The following is a 20,546-nucleotide window of genomic DNA, read 5'->3' as shown; positions in this document are numbered from 1 at the left end:
GGGCTAGCCTGAGGAGGATATTGGATGTTTCTATATAAGATATTAAAAACTGAGGGACTTGACGAAAGTGCCATACAAACTTTGAAGGATACAAAGGATGATAATATCATCTATTTCTATCACCCTACGAAAACCTTTTTTGAGCACTTGCGCCAGCTCTACAAAATCGATATTCAATCCTTATTTTATGATGAAAAGGAAGCAAAGTATCAGGTGAAAAATAAATCAGGAGCAGAAAATATTGTAACGCTTCTTCTACTTTACCCCAAAGCAAGAACGGAAGAACATATTGAACGAATGGTCAATGCTCTTATTATTTTAAAATTTCAGAACACTACTTTTATCATCACCGAGGAAAAAGAAGAATTCATTTTACATTTTCTAGAGAATCATGAAAACAAAGAAATGACAGATAGGGAAGGTTTAGTTGGGTTAGTGAATGCGGCACTAGAAAAGATGTCGGATGATGCGCGCAAGATACGGGATGAAATTACAGCTATAGAAACTTCAATTAGTACCTCTGGCCCTATTCGTCCTATTTTTAATGACCTTCTTCAATTAAAGAAACACTTGATTACCCTTACCTTAACTTATGATAGTGATGATAAATTAATCGAATTTTTCAAACGTGAGAAAGACTTACTTCATCTTGAAACCAAAGGCGAAAACGGAACGATCCAATTAGAAGAAAACCTAGATACTCTGAAAAAACTTGTTAAATCTTATGATAGCTACCTTGGCCATCTTGATGTTATGATCACTAACCTTAGCTCATTCCAATTGAATGCGATCATGAAAACTTTGACAGAAATTTCTATTGTCCTTACAATTCCGACCATCATTTATGGTTTTTGGGGCGTCAATGTGAAGCTACCCTTTGAGGGAATGGCTTTCGGTTTTCTCTTAGTGTTAGCAGTTTCCTTAATAATTAGTGGCGTTGTATGGTTTTGGATGAGGAGGATGAAGTTTTTATGATTTTTTTCTCTACTGACAAATCTTCATAACGATATAAGTTCATATACCTTGATTAATCCATTGCAGAGCAAAGCCTTCTATCTAGAAGATAGAGGGTTTTTTATATAAAATAAGTTCTTTGAACTCTACAAATCCACATAACTTACTCATCAATTTGTTAACATATGCTAATTTAAAACTTTTAAACTAATATAATTTACCATTAAAAGTAACTTTATTTCTCCCATTCTTTTTTGAATAGTAAAGATAATTATCCGCTTCTTCATAAAGGTCCCTTGCGACTAAATTTTTAGTTGACATCTCTGCTAACCCTGCAGATATTGATACACTGATAACTTTACCTTTGTAATTAATAGGGTGGCTGTTTATCTTTTTTGATATTTCTATTAAAATAGGGAGCACCTCGTCCCCACTTCTCCCCCTAAAGGCAATCGCAAATTCATCTCCCCCCACTCTATATAGCTTAGAATTTTTAAAATGGGTAAAAAGAATTTTTTCTGAATTTTTAGCTACTTCCACTAGAACCTTGTCACCAGCTATATGACCAAAAGTGTCATTAATTTCTTTAAATTTATCAATGTCAAATAAAGCAAAGGAGTAAGAAGAGTTTACCTTTTTGTAAAACTGAAATGACTTTTCTAGATTTTTTTCAAAACTAGCCCTATTCCCTATCTTGGTCAAATAGTCTATTGAAGCCTCTCTTAAGCGCATATTATATTCTAAAACTCTTCCTTTTATATTTCTATTAATCAGGAAAATAAGACAAGAAAAAAACCATACACTTATCCAAATTACTAAAAAGCAGAGATATTTTTTATTTAAAAATAAGTCATTTACAGCAATTAGTGGAAACATAGACCAAGCGAAACTGTATATAAACGAGTAGATGACATTATATCTTCTATATAACCACTTAACTCGCGTATGCTTGAAGTACCAATTTAATATGATCAAAACGAAAGTGAATAGGAAAACGAGCATCATTGATACGAGGGAATGCATATGGTGCTTAACAATACTAATCAGGCTGTAGCCTAAACTCCAAAATACCAGTAGTAGTGTTACTAATTTTTCATCGTAAAAGAACATATATAAATAGACAAGTGCGCCTTGCATGACAGTACCTGCTAATATACTGAGGAAGGTTTCATGATATAGAAATAAATTGGGATAAAAAACAACACTACAACATAAGAGTTGAAATCCACAAAAAACAATAATGAGAATATTTTTATAAAAGTTATATTGATCTCTAGAAGTTTTTTCTTCATCATCAAAATAGCTCTCGAGAATAATATAACTAAACCAAAAATTTTGTGCTAAAAAACTCGTTAATGTTATAACAATTAAGAAGAGGAGTTCTACATAATTTTCCATTATTTTTTAACCAGCACTCCTTCATGTTCTCGTGGCCAAATTATTTTAGGAACGGAGTATAAAAATCCTTGTTGAAGTTGTGTTATATTTTCACCTACCCAGCTAGAAAATTGGGCTTCTTCTATCCCCTCTACAACTAATTCTTTACCTGCTTTTGAAGTAATTTTAGCAATCATGGATAAAAAAACTTGGACATTGAGATATCCTATATAACGAAAATTTAGTGTAGAAAACTTCACTCTATCCACAATATCCAATAAGCGGAGCATGTTGCCTAGGGAATTTATCCCTTGTCCAACATCATCTAAAGCTATTTTAAAACCCATACTTTTTAGCTTTTTAAAAGCTAAAATATTAATATCACTGAAATAGTCTGTTTTACGTGATATAGGCAGTGTTTCAGTAATTTCAATTGTTATCCTACTTTTGAACTTAAGAAGTTTTCGTAACCGTACATATGTCTCATCATATTCTAATTCTTGATGATCTAAATTAAAACTAATGTTAATATCTGGATAAGCTTCCAAAATAGATAATATAGAATCTGTAAACCAAATAATAAAGTTTTCGTGCTTACTATGGTCAGAAACTATGTTACCAAATTCCTTAACGGGAAATACGTCTCTACTTTCGTGCCTCAATAATAATTCATATGATTTTTCTAAGTTATCGCTCATATTTTCAATCTTTTGGCTAAACAATCTAAATCTATACATTGTTACTCCTTATATAACTTATGCAAAACATTTAATAGAATTATATTTTACCTCATTTAAGCAGACTTTAAAGCCATTATTTTGTATCTCATACAATCTTGCAGGATTAAACTTTTGATTTTATTCATTCAAAAGTAATTACTCGCATTTTAAGTTATAATAAATTTGGATTGTATGGCATATAATAATTTCAAAAGATAAATATTCCTAAATGCTATAATTTTATTAGTTAAAAATAGTGAAAGAGAGTAAACATGCCAATTAATAAATATTCTGAGGATTCCTTAACTTGGCATCCTGACAAAACCCGTCTAACACGTCCAATATATAAGTCACTTGTAAAATTACTAAAAGAAGATATTTCATCAGGTAATCTTCCAAAAGACACCAAACTCCCTTCACAAAGAGAGCTGGCCGATTTCTTAGATTTAAATTTTACTACAGTTGGGCAAGCTTATCGCTATGCAATAAAAAAAGGACTTTTATACACTAATATTGGGCGAGGGACCTACACCTCGCCCAATGCTTATGAAGCTTCGACGATATCTACAAATGATATTGGAGAGGAAATTATTGATTTCGGTTTAGTAAGTTCATTCGATCAATGTAATTCTCTCATTATCCCCTTTATTCAATCTGTCGCTAAAAAAATAGATTTAATTGATTTGCTGAACTATCGAAATCCTAAAGGTACTCCTGAACAGCTTAAAACTGCCGCAAGATGGCTTGATACACAGGGAGTTATTGCTTCTACGCAAAATATAGCCATTGTCTCTGGTGTGCAAAATGGATTAGCCATTGCCCTCGCAGCATTATTCTCTCCTGGAGATCGTATCGCTGTCGATAGATTTACATATTCAAACTTCATCGAACTTGCTCATTTATACCACTTAGAAATTGTACCTATAGATTATGATGATCAAGGAATGTGTACTGACAAGCTTGAACTAGAATGCTTAAAAAAGAAAATTCATGGAATATTTTTAATGCCTTCATGCAATAATCCTATGGGCTTTCAAGTTTCATTTGAAAGGAGGATCCAACTTTCAAAAATTATTAAAAAAGAAGGATTAATCGTTATTGAAGATGATAGTTTCTCTTTTTTGACGACTTATTTTCAAAAAGATGTTATCCCGCCTTTTCAACAACTTATCCCCGAGCAGACGATATATCTAGCGGGGGTGACTAAATACATTGGTTCAGGCCTACGTGTCGCATTCTTATCTTATCCACCAAAATTAGCAAAAAGTTTAGAAAAAGCAATTTTTAATATAAATGTAAAAACCTCAGGACTTGACGCCGAAATCGTCAATCAAGTATTGCAAAGTTCAACTGCACAGAGATTATTAGAAGAAAAATTTAAATTTACAAAAAGAGCAAATGAAATATTTGATGAGGTTTTTAAAGAAATAAACCCTACTCGACCGAGTAACTACTATCCTCTTTTTAGAACCCTCCCCTTAAAGAAAAATTTAATAAAGGATAAACAAAATAAAATCGAAGGTTATCTTTTAAAAAGAGGAATTAGGGTTTATCACTCTAAGAGATTTTCTACTCAAACTCAACCCGATTCTTTTATAAGAATCTCCTTATCTTCGAATAGCCTTGAAGATTTGAAAAGAGGACTAGAAATTATCGAAAAAGAGCGAATAGTTCATATTTCTTAGTCTGGGATTAACTTTATATAAAAATAAATTTAGCAAGGGTTGCCAACCAGTTAAGTAGAGTTAAAAAGTTTTTGTTTATACGCCTAAAAATTTCTATGTACTTCTCTAAGAAAGTTTTGTGAGCGTCAACACAACTTAAAAGGGAGAGTAAAAAGTACTAACATTCGTTAGTACTTTTTACTCTCTCGAAGACCATTGCAAAGAAAAACAACATTTAGAAAATCAAGTATTTAATCCACTTATATGTTTTTTTCTAGTCCGCTAAAAACCTTCTTAATTCATAGCGATCACAACCAACAAGAATTTTTTTATCATCATATATAATAGGGGACCTTAATAAAGAGGGATAAACAAGTATGAGTTGTATTAATTCCTCTGTTGATAGATTATCAATTTTATATTTCGAATAAATTGTTTTATTTAGTCCAGTACTTGCTTTTTTATTTACTAATATCTCACTAAAGCCATAATCGGAAAGGCTTAACATTTTTTTTACAATGTTCTTTGTTATATTCTTTTCATTAATGATTTCAAATTTTATTTTGTACAGATGTAGCCAGTCGTAAATTTTTTTAGTAGAGGCATCTAAATGTCCATTATAGTACACCCTAATCATGAGTTTGCTTCCTTAAGTTCTATCTATTCGTTTATACCGATTTTTCAAACAAAGCAAAAACCTTCTGAATATAATACCGCTCTGCCACTAATCACCACGCGTTCTCCTTTAAATTCACATTTTAAATATCCTCCTCTGGGCGAGCATTGATAGGCTAAAAGTTGATTTTTTCCAAGCCTTTGAGCCCAATAGGGAATTAAATTAGAGTGCGCAGAACCACAGACTGGATCTTCATTGATAGTCAGTTTAGGAAAAAATGTTCGCGATACAAAGTCAAACTCAGAACTATTTGCAGTCACTATCACCCCCACCCCTTCTTCGAATTTTTGAATTTTAGAGAAATTTGGTTTTAGATTTTTTACTGTCTCTTCATTCTCAAGTACAAAGAATAAATCTCTGGATAAAAATGCTTGGTGAATGGGTGCTTCGATTGCTTTTTCGTATTCTGGACGAATTTCCACTCTCCTTGGCATAATACTCGGGAAATCCATGGAATAATAGTCCTTATCTCTTTTGACAATCAAATCACCGCTCTGGCTTTTAAAGTTTACAGTGTCACCATCAATTGAATAGTAATTAAACAGTACAAAAGCAGTAGCTAGCGTAGCATGACCACACAGATCTATTTCTCTATCAGGAGTAAACCATCTCAGTTCATAAAAATCATCATGACTTACAGCAAAAGCAGTTTCAGACAGATTATTTTCGATAGCTATATTCTGCATAAGTTCATCGGATAGCCATTGATCTAGAATGTACACAGCAGCGGGGTTACCCTCAAAAATTTTATTAGCAAATGCATCTACTACGAAATATTTTAATTTCATTGTATATCTTTTCCTTTTGTTAACTTGTTATATAAATACTCAGCACAACACAGATCTTCAATAGCTAGTCCCACTGCATCAAAGAGGGTAATATCCTTCTCATTTCTTCTTATGTACTCATCATGTAATACTAACTCACTCAAAGAACCTACTATACTATCAGGATATAAATTTCCTTCAGAAATTGGAATAATAATATCGCCGCTCTCTTTAAATGCCATCTCATAGTCATCAACATATATTTTACTTTGAGCCATTAAATCACTTTTTATTTCCCTGGTATCTGGTGTGAATGTACCAATCGCATTAATATGTGTTCCTTCCTCAACTATATCTTTCCCTAGAAATGCCTCTTTACTAGAAGTTAATGTGCAAATGATATCAGTATTATTAGTAGCTTCTTCAAGAGTTTGACAATTAATGAATGACAAATCTGGATGTAAATTTTTCATTTTATTAATAAAAGTTCTTCCTGATTCTTGTTTTAAATCAAAAACTTTTACTGTTTGAATTGGTCTTATACCTAGTATTGCTTCTAAATGCGAAGCGGCTTGCTGACCGCTACCAATAAGCGTTAAATTATGAGCATCTTTTCTTGCTAAATAATTTGTAGCTAGAGCGGTTACCGCGGCAGTCCTAATCCAGGTAATAGCATTCGCATCAACAATTGCAACGGGCTGACCATTTTCGGAATCAAATAATATAATCTCACCAACGTGGGAAGGAATGTTTTTATTATGATTATCAGGAAAAGCCGTCAAAATTTTGGCTCCAAAAAAACGCTTCTCTCCCAAGTAAGCAGGCATTAAAGCAAATATATTTTTATTCTTTCCATCTGGTAACTCCATTACAGTTCGAGCCGTTTGAGTTATTGCTTTATTACTATAGTCTAAAAAACATTTTTTCATTACCAATAATGCTTCTTTAAAACTTAGGTTCTCCAGCACTCTATTATAGTTTATTATCTCCACCTTGATTCTCCTATTCTTGGGATTTCTGATGTACCTTTATTATATCCTTGTTTTGAACATGGAACAATTTAAAAAGTGTATGCCCAACAATAAAAAGGTCATAAAGCAGCGCTGTTTTCTATGATTCTAGTTGTTATTATACGTCATCGAAATTGTTAGACTGTATTGCTTAAGCTTCAATTTTTCTGTTATAAAACCACAAAAAGCTATACCACTCATCTGGTATAGCTTTTTGACAGAACTATAAGTATCTTTGATAAGTATTACCACTTTACTTTCTCGATTTCATAAGTAGAGCGACACCCGACATAAATAATCCAACAAAACTTAAAAACAAAACATTTCGCTTTTCGTTTAGGTCCGGTAATATCATTTCATGGTGCGTTAAAATTATAGTGTTCGGGTGTTCCGTTTTAACTTGTTCCACTTTTGCGATTGCTTTACTTTCATTCTTTTCTATTTTATTTGTAGTGTTTTTAAAATTATTGAGTGTATTTGTTTGCTTCAGCGTTTTCTCTACATATTTCTCCTTATTTAAGAGCTTATATACATATAGGACTTCTGTTAACTGACCAGATTTATAATTACTTATTATATTTGATGGTAAATTTTCTTTGTCAATTTCATACATTTTTCCCTGAAAATTAATTCTTTCAATGTAGTAAGGACTTACCGATGTATCATAAGAGGGAGCGACTTGTTCTTTCTTCCAACTTAGTTGTGGAAGCATTATATCCGGAGCAATAGATCTACCAAGATTATCTAAATAGCGTACAACAACTTTGCCAAATACTCTATCACTTGTTGGCATTAAAGTTTTTTTCTTATAGAAATAAGTTACATCTATAGTCTGAGTATCTTGGTATTCTCCCTTCACATTTGTTGCTAGTCGTTTTCTGTCAAGATAATACTGTTCCCCATTATAATTTATTTCGTACTTGAAATAGGGCTCAATCGTTGTGTCATATTGTGGAGCAGCCTCCCCTTTTTCCCACATGACCATTGGCAATTGGATATCATCAGCTATTGTATTGCCTTGTTCATCAACGTAATGAATAATAACACCACCAGAATTCTGTACGGAAGAAATTTCTACTTTACTCTTCTTATAAATATATGTTATTTCTACAGTTTGATCTGCTTTATAGCTGCCTTTAACATTATAAGGTTGCTTATTTTCATCTACTTCGTAAATTTCATTTTTAAATTCAATTCTCTTTTGATAATAGGGAGCTACAGTTGTATCATAAAGAGGTGGAGTAGTACCGTACAGCCATTTTTCGATGGGGAGTAAATTATCATCAGCGATAGCAATCCCCTCCTCATCGACATAGTGAACGAGAACTTTTCCTATTGCTTTAGATGGAACACTTAGTGATTCTAAAGCTAGACCTTGATTTAAGTTACCATAGCTACTAGTGTTCAAAATATAAGATCCTGCACCATTTACTTTTATGATAAAAGTCATATAAGTATTTCCTGTACCACATACCTGTACAGTAATAATAGTACCAGGCTCTGCATCCTCAGTTGAGGTGAAAATCCACAGTGAATTTCCCTTTTCTCCAGAAACGCTCACTCCTTTACAAATTTCATAGGGTTGTCCATTACCCGCTATTACTTTCTGAGATTGACCATTTTTGATTACACCATCAGTTTCACCCATAATCTCTGTACCTTGTGATAAAACAACCATTTCTGCTAATGCCTGATAGGGCATGTTCCAAACCAAACCACTAGTAAAGATTACTAGTGCTCCGCAAGCAATGGTGTTTTTTTTTAATAGACTCGTCATAAATTTTTCCTCCTGAAATTCCAACATGTTACACAATCATATACTATCATCTTTTTATTACTTTTCCAACAGTTTTCTTTTTTATTTTTAATTAATTTCTAATCAATCATGATTAAGCACTTTTAGGTCCGTGCTTAAAAAATTTTTAAATAAGTTTCCTTGTCTTTTTAGTTAAACTCAAAGCCATGTGTAACTCTTAATAAATTTTCTAACTCTGTGGTAAAACTTGAATTCACTGTATTGATTTACTCCATTTCAGGAAAGTTCTTAACACATAACAAAAAGCTAGCGTATCCTTACTATAACGCTAGCTTTATTTTTTTAGACATTCATTTTTTAATTGAATATCCTATTATTCTTTTATTTCCATAATATGCAATACGGGTTGTTTTAAACTATAATTCGCCAGATTTTGAGCAAAAGCTTTTAAAAGTGGGTTTGAATTATGTTGATCAATTGATGCTTTTGTTTCCCAATTCTCTATCATTACAAACTCGTTCTGGTTACTTACTGATTCATATAATGAATAGTCAAGACACCCCTCTTCCTTTTTTGAGGATGTAATCAACGCTTCTATTTCTCCTCGGAATTGTTCTTTCTTATCATCAGCGATATAAAACTTTGCATTAACAACAATCATCGGTTATTTTCCTTTTTTTAGTCTATTTTCAATTATTGCAATTAAGTCTCTTCAATTGTTGATTAATCAATAATTGATAAATCATATAATAAGACATTTTATTCATATTTGCAAATTTTTAGCTTTTGTAGACGAGATTCCCAATCACAGAAATAACTCCTTGTCCTATTTCTAAAGTCACTAATACTCACTACCAGATCTTAATTTTAAAGATTTCCTTGATACCGGATAAAATTAAAGTAGGTAGAGCTGGTATAAAAAGAACCAGAAGGTAAATGGGTAGTGTAAGTTGTGCAGTTCCCATTATATTATTAAAGAAAGGAAGTATTGTAACTAAAAAGGAGGCAAGACCAGCAAATAATACTGCAACTACTAAGCGTTTATTTTCAAATGGATTTCTTCTAAAAAGTGTCCTTGAACTTCTAGCATCAAAAACATGCCACAATTGACCATAAACTAGTGTAAGAAAAGCCACAGTCTGAGCTTCACTAGTCTCCATTCCACTACGGGCAGCTAATAAAAAGCTTAGGTATACCATTGCTCCCATGATACCGCCCCGGATTAGTACACGTGACCATGTATAATTAGCAAGAATTGATTGCCTCGGATCTCTTGGTTTTTCTTTCATCAAGTCAGTTTCTGCAACATCATAACCTAATGTAAAAGAAGGGATAGCATCACTTACCATGTTGACCCAAAGCACCATTAAGGCAGTAAGCGTAGGGGTCATAGCTGCTACATTACCTACTGTTTTTCTAAATAGGAGCAGTCCCAAGATGAGCGCGAGGACTTCAGCGACATTCGTTGTCAACTCATGCCTCATAAAATTTTTAATATTTGCATATATGGTTCGTCCACTGTAAACAGATTTTTCGATAGTAGTAAACTTATCATCCAATAAGATTAGATCTGCCGAATCTTTAGTAACCTCGGTTCCCGTAATCCCCATCGCAACACCAATATCAGCTGCTCGTAAAGCAGGTGCGTCATTTACTCCATCTCCAGTCATTGCGACTACCTGTTCGTGCGCTTGAAGTTGTTTTACAATTCGTTGTTTGTGTTCAGGTGTTACCCGAGCGTAAACCCTCACCTTAGTTACTATTTCAAAAAGCTCTTCATTAGACATCTTCTCAAGGTCAATTCCTTTTAAAACTTTGGCATTTTTTGAATCTACTATTCCTAAATCATAGGCGATAGCTCGAGCAGTCTTTTCATGATCCCCTGTAATCATCACTACATTTATATTAGCTTCATGGAGCTGCCTAACTGATTCTTTAACTTCTTGGCGAGGAGGGTCAATAATTCCCGCAACACCAGTAAGTATAAAGTCTTTCTCTAATTCATCTGTTGAGCCGCTTAAAGCCTGTTCTTCACTTAACTCTCTCTGAGCTACTGCTAATGTCCTTAGCGCTTCTTCAGCATAGGCATCCACCACGGCTAGGAAATCTGTTTTGGCTTTCTCCGTTTGTTCTACTTTGTCCTCTATTAATACTCCTGAACACTTATCAATCAATACATCTGGGGCTCCCTTCGTATAGAGATAATACTTCCCATCCTGCTTAACTACCACACTCATCATTTTTCTAGTACTCGTAAAAGGAAGGGTTCTAATGAGTTGTTCATCGCGTAATATATTTACCTTATCGTAATTTGCCTTCTTACCAAGCACGGTTAGGGCGATTTCAGTCGGATTACCGAAAGCTTTTGTTACTTTGTTCTCTTCTCTTACTTGCGAATCATTACATAAGACGATTCCTCTCATAAAGGAGTCATAATTTTTTTGCTGGGTCACTTTTGTTTCAGGAGCTATATCTCCTGTAGTATGATACCCTAATCCTTCTACCTTATAACTTTGCCCATTCGCATGGAATTTTGTTACTGTCATTTCATTTTGAGTCAGAGTACCAGTCTTATCTGAACAAATATAAGAGGTACTTCCGAGCGTCTCTACGCTACTTAGCGTTTTAATCAAGCCCTTATTTTTGGACATCTTTACTGCACCAATCGTCAATACAATGGATAAAACAACTGGAAGAGCATCTGGTATAGAAGCTACTGCTAGAGCAATCGAAGTTGAAAATACTGTAGTCACTGAAGCCACAGAAAGCTCACCCGAACTAATTAATCCGAAAATAAAAGTAAGCACGACAATTCCTGCAGATATTTTCATTAGGGTTTTAGTCAATTTTTTTACAGTTTCTTGAAGTGGTGATTGTTTTACTGACACATTTTTCATCAGCTGAGAAATTTTTCCTAACTCAGTGTGTACTCCTGTTGCCACAACTAATCCTATGCCTTGACCGCTTGAAACTACTGATCCCGAAAATCCCATATTTTTTTGATCACCAATCTCAACCTCTTCATTGATAGCAGCCGTAATTTTTATAATAGCATCAGCTTCTCCTGTCAAATGCGCTTCTATAAGTTGAAGCTCATCAGCTTCTAGCCACCGCACGTCAGCTTCAACAAAATCGCCTGCTCCAACTTTGACAAGGTCGCCTACGACAAGTTCATTCGCGGGTATTTTCTCTATACTTCCCTCTCTAATAACAGATACGAAACGATTATTCATTTCTTTTAATGCATTTAAATTTTTTCGTGCACTAATTTCCTGCCAAAAACCTAAGAAAGCATTAATTAAAATAAGAATCGCAATAGCGATAGCTTCATAAAGAGCTTCCTTACCATGTTGCGAATCATGCACTACTTGGAAAGAGTAAATAGCGCTAAAAAAAGATAGAGCAACTGCACCTAATAAAACAATAACAATCGGCTCTTTAAAACTTTTTAAAAATACCTTGAGGTAGCTCTCTTCTTTCTCTTCAGGAAGCTTGTTTTCGCCGTAAGCGGATCGGTTCCTATTTACTTGATCGCGTGAAAGACCCCGTTCGATTTGGAGGTCATAATATTCCAGTAGATTATTTGTAGTTTGCTGATAAAATTTCATTCAACTTCCTTTCTTCTTATAAACAACAAAAAAAGCGCAAACCTTCAAAACTATCTCCTCACCCTTGGAGATATGTCTTGAAAGCTTGCGCCCAACCTAGTCATTTATTAAATTAATTTAATTCTAACATTATTTTAATTAACAGTCAATAGTTTTTTTGAAAATAAATCAGAATGGGAGATAATATTTCCATTATCAACTCCGGTTTGCTTTGTCTCTTTTTTCCTTTAAAAATAAACCTAATACAAATCCTATGCATACAAAGCCGAGTAAAAGTGCAAAAGTATGGTGGTAAGCGATCAAATGACTATTTATAGGTGAAAGCCCATTCTGATTTTTGATTTGACCACTTAAAAAAGCCGTTAAAAAGGCGATTGCAAAAGAGTTAACCACTTGCATCATTTCATTTGTTAGTGGAGTAACTCGACTGATATTTTTCATGGGAACAGACTGAAGGGCGTGGTTATTAACTTGCATATTAACCAGACCTTGACTTAAACCAAGTAGAACGATGGCACCGATAGTGAAAGTTAAAGATGAACTAGGCTTAATTTGAGTAAAAAGGGTCAAGCTGAAAGCACCAAGCAGAAATCCCGGCAGAACTGCGGCTTTCGTCCCAAATTTATCAAAAATACGTCCACCGATTGTCATACCTAAAAAACTCGCAATAGCCTGTGGAACCATGATTAAGCCAGTTTTTTCAGAAGAAAGTCCGACGACATTTTGTAAGTAAAGCGGGACAAGAAGCATGGCACCAAAAATAACGATTTGATTGAGCCACATGAGGGAAATTCCTTTTGTAAATTCAGGAATTGTAAAAGCTCGAAGGTGTAAGAGAGGATTTTCAACACGTAGTTCAACAATAATGAATAAAAGCAACATGATTAAACCAAGCCCTACAAAAAAGAGTGCAGTAGGGTTTGACCAGCCTTTATCTGCCCCAACGTGGACACCATAAATTAAAATTGGAAAGGCGAATGGAGAAAGAAGAGCCCCTTTTAAGTCAATTTTGCTTGCTTTATTTGCAGGAAAATTTGGGAGAAAGAGGAGAACAAAGATTAAGGCGAGAATGCCAACCGGAAGATTGATCAAAAAGACAGTTGACCAATTAAAGTATTTAACTAAGAAACCTGAAAGTGCAGGACCTATTGTTGGAGCGAGCAGCATGGGTAACCCTAGAAGACCCATCATTGAGCCTCGTTTTTCCATTGGGATAATTTTAAAGGACATCCCAATTCCGATTGGAGCAACAATGCCGCCGGTTAAGCCTTGAGCAATTCGCCAAATAATAAGACTTTGCAGGGAGTGAGCATTAGCTGCAAGAAATGAAGCGATAGTGAAAAAAATGATTGCTAAAGCAAAAACTTTTTTATCTGAAAAGCGGTCTCCCAAAAATCCAGCAAATGGAATAACTGTGGCCATAGCTAAAGTATAAGCCGTAATGACCCATTGACTATTTGAGAGATTTTGATGGAAAGCAGACTGGATATGCGGAAGAGTGACATTCATAATGGTTGTATCCATCATTACTAAAAGCATTCCAATTGCAATTGTTAAAACCGCAGGTAAGACTTTTTTTAAATTAAAATCATTAGCATTATTCATAAAGAACCTTCTTTTGTATTTTAGAACACTGTTCGATAAAAATAATACCATTGTTCTAAAACAAAGTCAAGAAAAAAACTTCCTCAGGAAGTTTTTTATAAATTAATTAATTTTAAGCATTTTTTCAATTCCTGAAATAATAAGCTGTAAACCAAACTCAAAACTTTCAGAAGAACCAAGACTAGTAAGGCTTTCTGTTCGCCAATATTTATCAAGAAAAGGGGCCAGTTGTACCAGAGGAGTTTTGACAGTAGAAACGGGTTTTTCGGGTTGCTCTACTAAACGATCACGATCTATTTTACTGGTGTAAATAAAATTTAGAAAAAGGTTAATGGTGTAAAATTTATGATCATCAGAAAGCTTGAGATCATCTACAATCATTAAAAGTTTATCAAAGAGCCGAAGATAGTTCTCAGATTCTGGTGGATAATCCATCATCAATTGTGCGAGATTTGGATAAGCTTCTAAAACAGCATAAATATTTTTACCGTAGACGAAAAGGCGGTCTTGCCATGTTTTTTCATTTGCTGGAAAAATAATTTCAAGACTTGCTTTATCAATAAGTTCTGCAAAAAGTGCTTCTTTACTTGAAAAATGGTAGTAAAGAGAAGACACTGTCATTCCTAGCCGACTAGCTAACTTACGCATTGAAAATTCTGTGAGAGGAAGTTCTTCTAAAAGTTCCCAGCTGCTACTAATAATTTTATCTTTGGTTGGTTGAGTCGCCATATGCAAACTTTCTATGATTTTTATTTTGTCTAATACAAATTTGTCTTATAATTCTATTTTATTGTAAAAGTGAGTAAAAAGCTATTTTTTATAATCAGACGTTTAAAAAGCTTCTCTATTGATGGAATTATTGATTTTGTAAGCTTACTGACAAAATGGTCAGTAAACTTACAAAAAAAAGACGCTATTGCGTCTATAAAAATTCCAATAATAATGAATGTTTTTTAAATTGCTGAACGCAAACGCGCTCCGCCATTTTCCAAAATACGGACTGTACGGGGCAAGAAGGCACGAATTTCTTCTTCGTTATAACCTACATGGAGACGTTTTTCATCCATGATGATGGGGCGGCGCATAATTTGAGGATTTTCAGAAATAATTTTGATTGCTTGTGAAAGTGAAATATCTTCAAAATCAACGCCTAAAGTCTTGACAAAACGATTTCGACTTGAAATCAATCCTTCAACACCATCATCACACTTTTGCAAAATTTGGCTAATCTCTGTTGTTGATAATGGATCTGCAATGAGATTTCTTTCGTTAAATGGGATATGGTGATATGAAAGCCAAGTTTTAGCTTTTTTACAGCTTGTACAAGAGGGTGCTGTATAAATTGTGATCATCGTCTCTCCTTCGTCTATATTTATTTAATTAATTAATACTATTAAACATCAATGATTGTACAATTATACCACATTTATAAACTTAAAAAAAGACCTTTTCAAAGTTTTTTCATAATTATTTTCAAAAATTAAAAAAGAAAAAAACACCCTAAAATAAGTGCTTTTTTTATGGTTATTAAATGTTATAATGTTGCTTTTTAAGCATTGCAGGATAAACGTTTTTCGCCTTTTGGAGCTCTCTCTTTTTAGCTTCAATGTCGTCTGTAATTTCTACTGAGAAATTTTCAAAAATTGAGCGTGATTCTTTAAAAATATACCCTCCATTTTTCAAGTCTTGCTCATCGTCAAAAACAGCCAAATGATGTGATAATTTTTTAAAGAAGGTATTCAAAAAGTAAGTTGGAATGTATAAATTATACATGGAAGTATAATTTTTCAAAAAATTATAATCATAAAAAGGGACTTTTACGTCACTCTGCGGGTTAATCAAGGCCTTATCATCACCTGTAATTGGGCGATTCAAAATTTCGATTATTTTTTGATTGAGCGTATTACGGACTTCAATTTCCCGAAGTAATTTTTCAATTGTTAGACGCTTTTTATAGCGGTTTTCATCATAAATCTTGTAGATGTAAATCCCTGCTACCATCAGCCATGCACCAATAATTAAACCAAAGATCATTGCAATAATAAGTTCTGTATTCATGAGAATATTATAACAAATTTGAAAGCGTTAAGAAAGTCAAAGCTCTTTTTTATTGCACTTTTATTCAAAAAAACCTTAAAAGTATTTTCTTTGACCTTTTTTGACCAATGCGTTATAATAGTAACTAATAAAAACACTGAATCGTTTCTTGAAAGAGAAATATTCAGATCTTATTTAAAAGGAGATTCAATTTATGGGTTACTTAGTCCCTACTGTTATTGAACAATCAAGCCGTGGTGAACGCGCTTATGATATCTACTCACGTCTTTTGAAAGACCGTATCATCATGTTAACAGGTCCAGTCGAAGACGGTATGGCCAACAGTATTATTGCACAACTACTATTTCTTGATGCGCAAGATAATACGAAAGACATCTACCTCTATGTCAATACGCCTGGGGGGTCTGTGTCAGCTGGGCTTGCCATTGTCGACACAATGAATTTTATCAAATCTGACGTACAAACGATTGTAATGGGAATGGCTGCTTCTATGGGAACAATCATCGCCTCTAGTGGTACTAAAGGTAAACGTTTCATGTTACCAAACGCTGAGTACCTCATCCACCAACCAATGGGTGGTGCAGGACAAGGTACTCAACAAACAGATATGGCCATCGTTGCGGAACAACTTTTAAAAACACGTAAACGTCTGGAACAAATCCTAGCTGATAATTCTGGTAAATCTTTGGAACAAATTCATAAGGATGCTGAACGTGATCACTGGATGGACGCTAAAGAAACTTTAGAATATGGTTTTATTGATGAAATCATGGAAAATAATTCTTTAAAATAAAGCATTTAAAAAGACAACTTAAAGTTGTCTTTTTTAGTATAAAAACTTACTGACAGCTCTGTCAGTAAGTTTTTTTTTAGAGTAATTCAATCAACAGGTCTTGTGTTTGAATGGCTTCACCTTTAATGACAAAAATTTCTTTAATTTCAGCATCGAATGGCGCTTCAATCGTTGTTTCCATCTTCATCGCCTCAGTGACCATCAGTGCTTGACCTTTTGAAACTTTATCACCAGCTTGTACAAGAATTTCTAAAACTGAACCAGGCATCGTTGCTCCGATTTGGTTTGGATTTCCTGTTTCAGCCTTGCGTTTAGCAACAACTTGCGTTTGTACAGATTGGTCATTAATAACGACTTCACGACGTTGTCCATTCAGATTAAAGAAGAGAACACGATTCCCTGCCAAATCTGGCTCACCAATTTCATCAAGGCGAATACTGAGTGTTTTCCCCTTTTCAATTTGGACTTCGATACTTTCTCCTAAACGCATTCCATGAAGGAAGGTAGGCGTATCTAGCAGTGTCACCGCACCAAATTCCCGTTGCATTTTTTGGTAATCCAAGAAAACTTGTGGGTACATAATGTAAGAAATAACTTCATGATCACCAGGTTGGTAGCCAATTTTTTCTGCGAGTTCGGCTTTAACAGCAGCAAAATCAACTTTTTCTGCATGCAGACCAGGTCGATCAGCCAGAACTGCTTTATCCTTCACAATAATGTGTTGAAGTTTCTCTGGAAAACCTCCGACAGGTTGTCCCAAATCACCTCGGAAGAATGAAACAACTGATTCTGGGAAGTTTAGTTCGCTACCACGTGCATAAACGTCTTCTTCATTTAACTCGTTTTGAATCATAAAGAGCGCCATATCGCCCACTACTTTGGAAGATGGTGTCACTTTAATAATATCACCAAACATCATATTGACAGTGCGATACATGGCTTTAATTTCATCAAAACGGTGCCCAAGTCCGACAGCTTTAGCCTGTGATTTGAGGTTAGTATATTGTCCACCAGGCATCTCGTGCATATAGACTTCTGTTTGAGGGCTCGTAATGCCAGCTTCAAAGGGAGCATAGTACTTACGTACATCTTCCCAATAATGGTCGATTTGCTCTGCATTTTTGACATTAATCGCTGCATGACGTGGACCATGCTCAAGAGCATAGTAGATGGACTGCATTGATGGCTGAGAAGTTCCCCCAGCAAGACTGGCTGTTGCAACATCAATAATATCAACACCCGCTTGTGTCGCACCCGAATAAGTGATAATTCCATTTCCAGATGTATCATGCGTATGTAAGTGGATAGGTAAGTCAACTGTCTCTTTCAACTCAGAAATCAAGCGATAAGCTGCTTGTGGTTTCAAAACTCCGGCCATATCTTTGACAGCTAAAATATGAGCCCCAGTTGCTTCCAATTCTTTAGCTAAATCTTTGTAGTATTGAATGCTATATTTAGGGCGAGTTGGGTCAAGGATATCCCCTGTGTAACAAATCGTAGCTTCTGCAATTTTCCCTGCATCACGTACTGCTTGGATTGATTTTTCCATTTGTGGTAACCAGTTTAAACTGTCAAAAATTCGAAAAACATCAATGCCTTCTTTGGCAGCTACACGAATAAATTCTTCAATAACATTATCCGGATAATTTTGATAACCTACGGCATTTGAGCCGCGGAAAAGCATTTGGAACATCGTGTTTGGCATCAGTTTACGAAGCTTACGAAGACGGTACCATGGAGATTCATTGAGGAAGCGATAGGCAACATCAAAGGTTGCACCACCCCACATTTCAGCAGAGAAAAGCTCAGGTAAACCTTGATCAATAGCGGAAGCTATTCCCTTCATATCTTGCAGACGCAAACGGGTAGCTAAAAGTGATTGATGTGCATCACGTAAGGTAGTATCAGTCAAAAGAACTTCTTTAGTATTTTTGACAAAATCCACAACCGCATCTGCACCTTGCTCATCTAAAATATTTTTAGCTGTCTTTTTCTTTTCAATCAATAACTCTGGTTGACGTGGGGTATCAAAATGCCGTTTTTCAGTATTTTCAATACCTGGGAAACCATTTACAGTGATGGTCGAAAGATAATGCAAGGTCTTTGTCCCACGATCTCGTAGACGTGGAAAGTTAAAGAGGCTTGGTGTGTTATCAATGAATGTTGTTGTAGCTTGTCCACTTGTGAAGTTTTCATTCTCAATAACATTCATTAAAAATGGAATGTTGGTTTTAACTCCACGAATACGGAATTCACGAAGAACACGTTGCATTTTTCGAACACTATCCTTAAAATCATTAGCAAACGTACAAACTTTTACCAACAAAGAGTCAAAATAAGGCGTCACTTCGTAACCCGCATAAGCATTGCCAACATCTAAACGAATCCCAAAGCCACCTGGTGAACGATAAGTATCAATCTTTCCTGTATCTGGTAAAAAGCCATTTTCAGGGTCTTCCGTCGTAATGCGGCACTGTATAGCAGAGCCTAAAAGAGGGATTTGGTCCTGTTGAGGAAGACCAATCTCTTTATGGAGATCTTTTCCTTGAGCAATCAAAATTTGTGCTTGGACAATATCAACTCCGGTTACCAATTCTGTAATTGTATGTTCCACTTGTACACGGGGATTGACCTCGATGAAGTAAAATTGGTCGTCTTTTACTAAGAATTCAACCGTACCCGCATTGATATATCCAACATTCTTACAAAGTTTGACTGCTGCTTCGCATATCTCTTTACGAAATGCTTCAGACAAGCCTACCGCTGGCGCAATCTCAATCACTTTTTGGTTACGCCGTTGAACGGAGCAGTCTCTTTCGTACAAATGAACAATATTCCCATGACTGTCGCCAAGGATTTGTACTTCAATATGTTTAGGATTTTCAATATATTTTTCAACATAAATTTCCCCAGAACCAAACGCACCGATAGCCTCTGATTTTGCACGTGCGTAGCCGTCGCGCATCTCAGATTCATTCCGCGCAACACGCATCCCGCGGCCACCACCGCCAAGTGCAGCCTTAATCATAACAGGATAGCCATAGGTAGCTGCAAACTCTAATGCGCCTTCGATGTCGACCGCACCATTCGTCCCTGGAATACCAGGAACCTTGGCAGCGTCTGCTGCTGCTTTTGCTTTAATCTTATCTCCAAAAATATCTAAATGATGAAGGTCTGGTCCAACAAAAATAAGCCCTGCTGCACGCACTTTTGTAGCAAATTCGAGGTTCTCTGATAAGAGCCCATAACCAGGGTGGATGGCATCCGCTCCGGCATCAAGTGCTACACGAATGATATCATCCATGTCTAAATAAGCATCAATTGGTTTTTTTCCTTGACCAATTAAATAAGATTCATCCGCTTTAAAGCGATGAACAGAATATTCGTCTTCTCTTGCATAAACGGCTACTGTTGAAAGGCCGAGCTCATTACAAGCACGGAAGACACGAACAGCTATTTCGCCACGATTGGCCACGAGCAGTTTTTTCACATTGAACTCCTTATTTTTGGTTTTAAAGAAAATCAGCCCTGATTGACACACTTTTCTTACCTAAAGCAT

16 protein-coding genes and 1 other annotated feature are annotated in these 20,546 nt (G+C 35.1%); of the genes, 3 read left to right on the top strand and 13 right to left on the bottom strand.

The genetic code is table 11. The features are described from left to right. Positions 1 to 24 precede the first annotated feature (24 nt). Positions 25 to 975 (top strand): CorA family divalent cation transporter, encoded by a 951-nt coding sequence (locus tag JW886_RS03865; protein ID WP_205872356.1) that lies wholly within the window; start codon positions 25 to 27, stop codon positions 973 to 975. A 186-nt stretch (positions 976 to 1,161) separates the two neighbouring features. Here the strand turns inward: JW886_RS03865 and JW886_RS03860 are convergent, their stop codons facing one another. Both JW886_RS03860 and JW886_RS03855 read right to left on the bottom strand, forming a co-directional pair. Continuing rightward, a complete protein-coding gene (locus JW886_RS03860; protein WP_205872355.1) occupies positions 1,162 to 2,352 on the bottom strand; it encodes a GGDEF domain-containing protein in 1,191 nt (396 codons plus the stop codon). Then, the gene (locus JW886_RS03855) at positions 2,352 to 3,068 is read right to left on the bottom strand and encodes an EAL domain-containing protein (protein WP_200407679.1); all 717 of its coding nucleotides are present in this window, start codon (positions 3,066 to 3,068) and stop codon (positions 2,352 to 2,354) included. The genes JW886_RS03860 and JW886_RS03855 overlap by 1 nt, the downstream gene beginning before the upstream one ends. 254 nt (positions 3,069 to 3,322) lie before the next feature. On the opposite strand from JW886_RS03855, the gene JW886_RS03850 reads away from it, so the two are divergent. Further along, a complete protein-coding gene (locus JW886_RS03850; protein ID WP_205872354.1) occupies positions 3,323 to 4,735 on the top strand; it encodes an aminotransferase-like domain-containing protein in 1,413 nt (470 codons plus the stop codon). A gap of 253 nt (positions 4,736 to 4,988) precedes the next feature. Here JW886_RS03850 and JW886_RS03845 read toward each other — a convergent pair whose 3' ends face one another. From JW886_RS03845 to JW886_RS03800, 10 genes are all read right to left on the bottom strand, one after another. Next, positions 4,989 to 5,351: an ArsC/Spx/MgsR family protein gene (locus JW886_RS03845; protein WP_205872353.1), complete on the bottom strand. Its 363-nt coding sequence runs from the start codon at positions 5,349 to 5,351 to the stop codon at positions 4,989 to 4,991. 44 nt (positions 5,352 to 5,395) lie between these two features. Beyond that, a complete protein-coding gene (locus tag JW886_RS03840) occupies positions 5,396 to 6,178 on the bottom strand; it encodes a PhzF family phenazine biosynthesis protein (protein ID WP_205872352.1) in 783 nt (260 codons plus the stop codon). Next, complete coding sequence (locus tag JW886_RS03835) at positions 6,175 to 7,149, bottom strand: ornithine cyclodeaminase family protein (protein WP_205872351.1); 975 nt, start codon at positions 7,147 to 7,149, stop codon at positions 6,175 to 6,177. The genes JW886_RS03840 and JW886_RS03835 overlap by 4 nt, the downstream gene beginning before the upstream one ends. Positions 7,150 to 7,420: 271 nt before the next feature. Continuing rightward, positions 7,421 to 8,944 carry a MucBP domain-containing protein gene (locus JW886_RS03830; protein WP_205872350.1) on the bottom strand — a complete coding sequence of 508 codons (1,524 nt, stop codon included), beginning with the start codon at positions 8,942 to 8,944 and terminating at the stop codon, positions 7,421 to 7,423. A 352-nt stretch (positions 8,945 to 9,296) separates the two neighbouring features. Beyond that, complete coding sequence (locus tag JW886_RS03825) at positions 9,297 to 9,584, bottom strand: putative quinol monooxygenase (protein WP_205872349.1); 288 nt, start codon at positions 9,582 to 9,584, stop codon at positions 9,297 to 9,299. A 190-nt stretch (positions 9,585 to 9,774) separates the two neighbouring features. Next, a complete protein-coding gene (locus tag JW886_RS03820; RefSeq protein WP_205872348.1) occupies positions 9,775 to 12,531 on the bottom strand; it encodes a cation-translocating P-type ATPase in 2,757 nt (918 codons plus the stop codon). Between the two features lie 52 nt (positions 12,532 to 12,583). Continuing rightward, positions 12,584 to 12,628: a sequence feature (sodium ion sensor (DUF1646 type); this cis-regulatory element may regulate processes involved in with the transportation of sodium ions), on the bottom strand. A gap of 98 nt (positions 12,629 to 12,726) precedes the next feature. Beyond that, on the bottom strand, positions 12,727 to 14,136 hold the full coding sequence (locus JW886_RS03815) for an MDR family MFS transporter (protein ID WP_205872347.1): 1,410 nt from the start codon (positions 14,134 to 14,136) through the stop codon (positions 12,727 to 12,729). 102 nt (positions 14,137 to 14,238) lie between these two features. After that, complete coding sequence (locus JW886_RS03810; RefSeq protein WP_205872346.1) at positions 14,239 to 14,865, bottom strand: TetR/AcrR family transcriptional regulator; 627 nt, start codon at positions 14,863 to 14,865, stop codon at positions 14,239 to 14,241. Between the two features lie 224 nt (positions 14,866 to 15,089). Next, positions 15,090 to 15,488 (bottom strand): transcriptional regulator Spx, encoded by a 399-nt coding sequence (gene spx / locus JW886_RS03805; RefSeq protein ID WP_058213129.1) that lies wholly within the window; start codon positions 15,486 to 15,488, stop codon positions 15,090 to 15,092. Between the two features lie 175 nt (positions 15,489 to 15,663). Continuing rightward, positions 15,664 to 16,194, bottom strand: a complete 531-nt coding sequence (locus JW886_RS03800; protein ID WP_205872345.1) for a hypothetical protein — start codon at positions 16,192 to 16,194, stop codon at positions 15,664 to 15,666. Positions 16,195 to 16,387: 193 nt separating this feature from the next. Here JW886_RS03800 and JW886_RS03795 point away from each other — a divergent pair, with 193 nt between their 5' ends. Then, complete coding sequence (locus JW886_RS03795) at positions 16,388 to 16,987, top strand: ATP-dependent Clp protease proteolytic subunit (RefSeq protein WP_075524494.1); 600 nt, start codon at positions 16,388 to 16,390, stop codon at positions 16,985 to 16,987. A 76-nt stretch (positions 16,988 to 17,063) separates the two neighbouring features. Here the strand turns inward: JW886_RS03795 and JW886_RS03790 are convergent, their stop codons facing one another. Beyond that, positions 17,064 to 20,477, bottom strand: a complete 3,414-nt coding sequence (locus tag JW886_RS03790) for a pyruvate carboxylase (RefSeq protein ID WP_205271607.1) — start codon at positions 20,475 to 20,477, stop codon at positions 17,064 to 17,066. Positions 20,478 to 20,546 lie beyond the last annotated feature (69 nt).

This window comes from Lactococcus taiwanensis (assembly GCF_017068355.1).
GTDB lineage: Bacteria > Bacillota > Bacilli > Lactobacillales > Streptococcaceae > Lactococcus > Lactococcus taiwanensis.
This window is presented reverse-complemented; position numbering and strand designations above follow the sequence as displayed.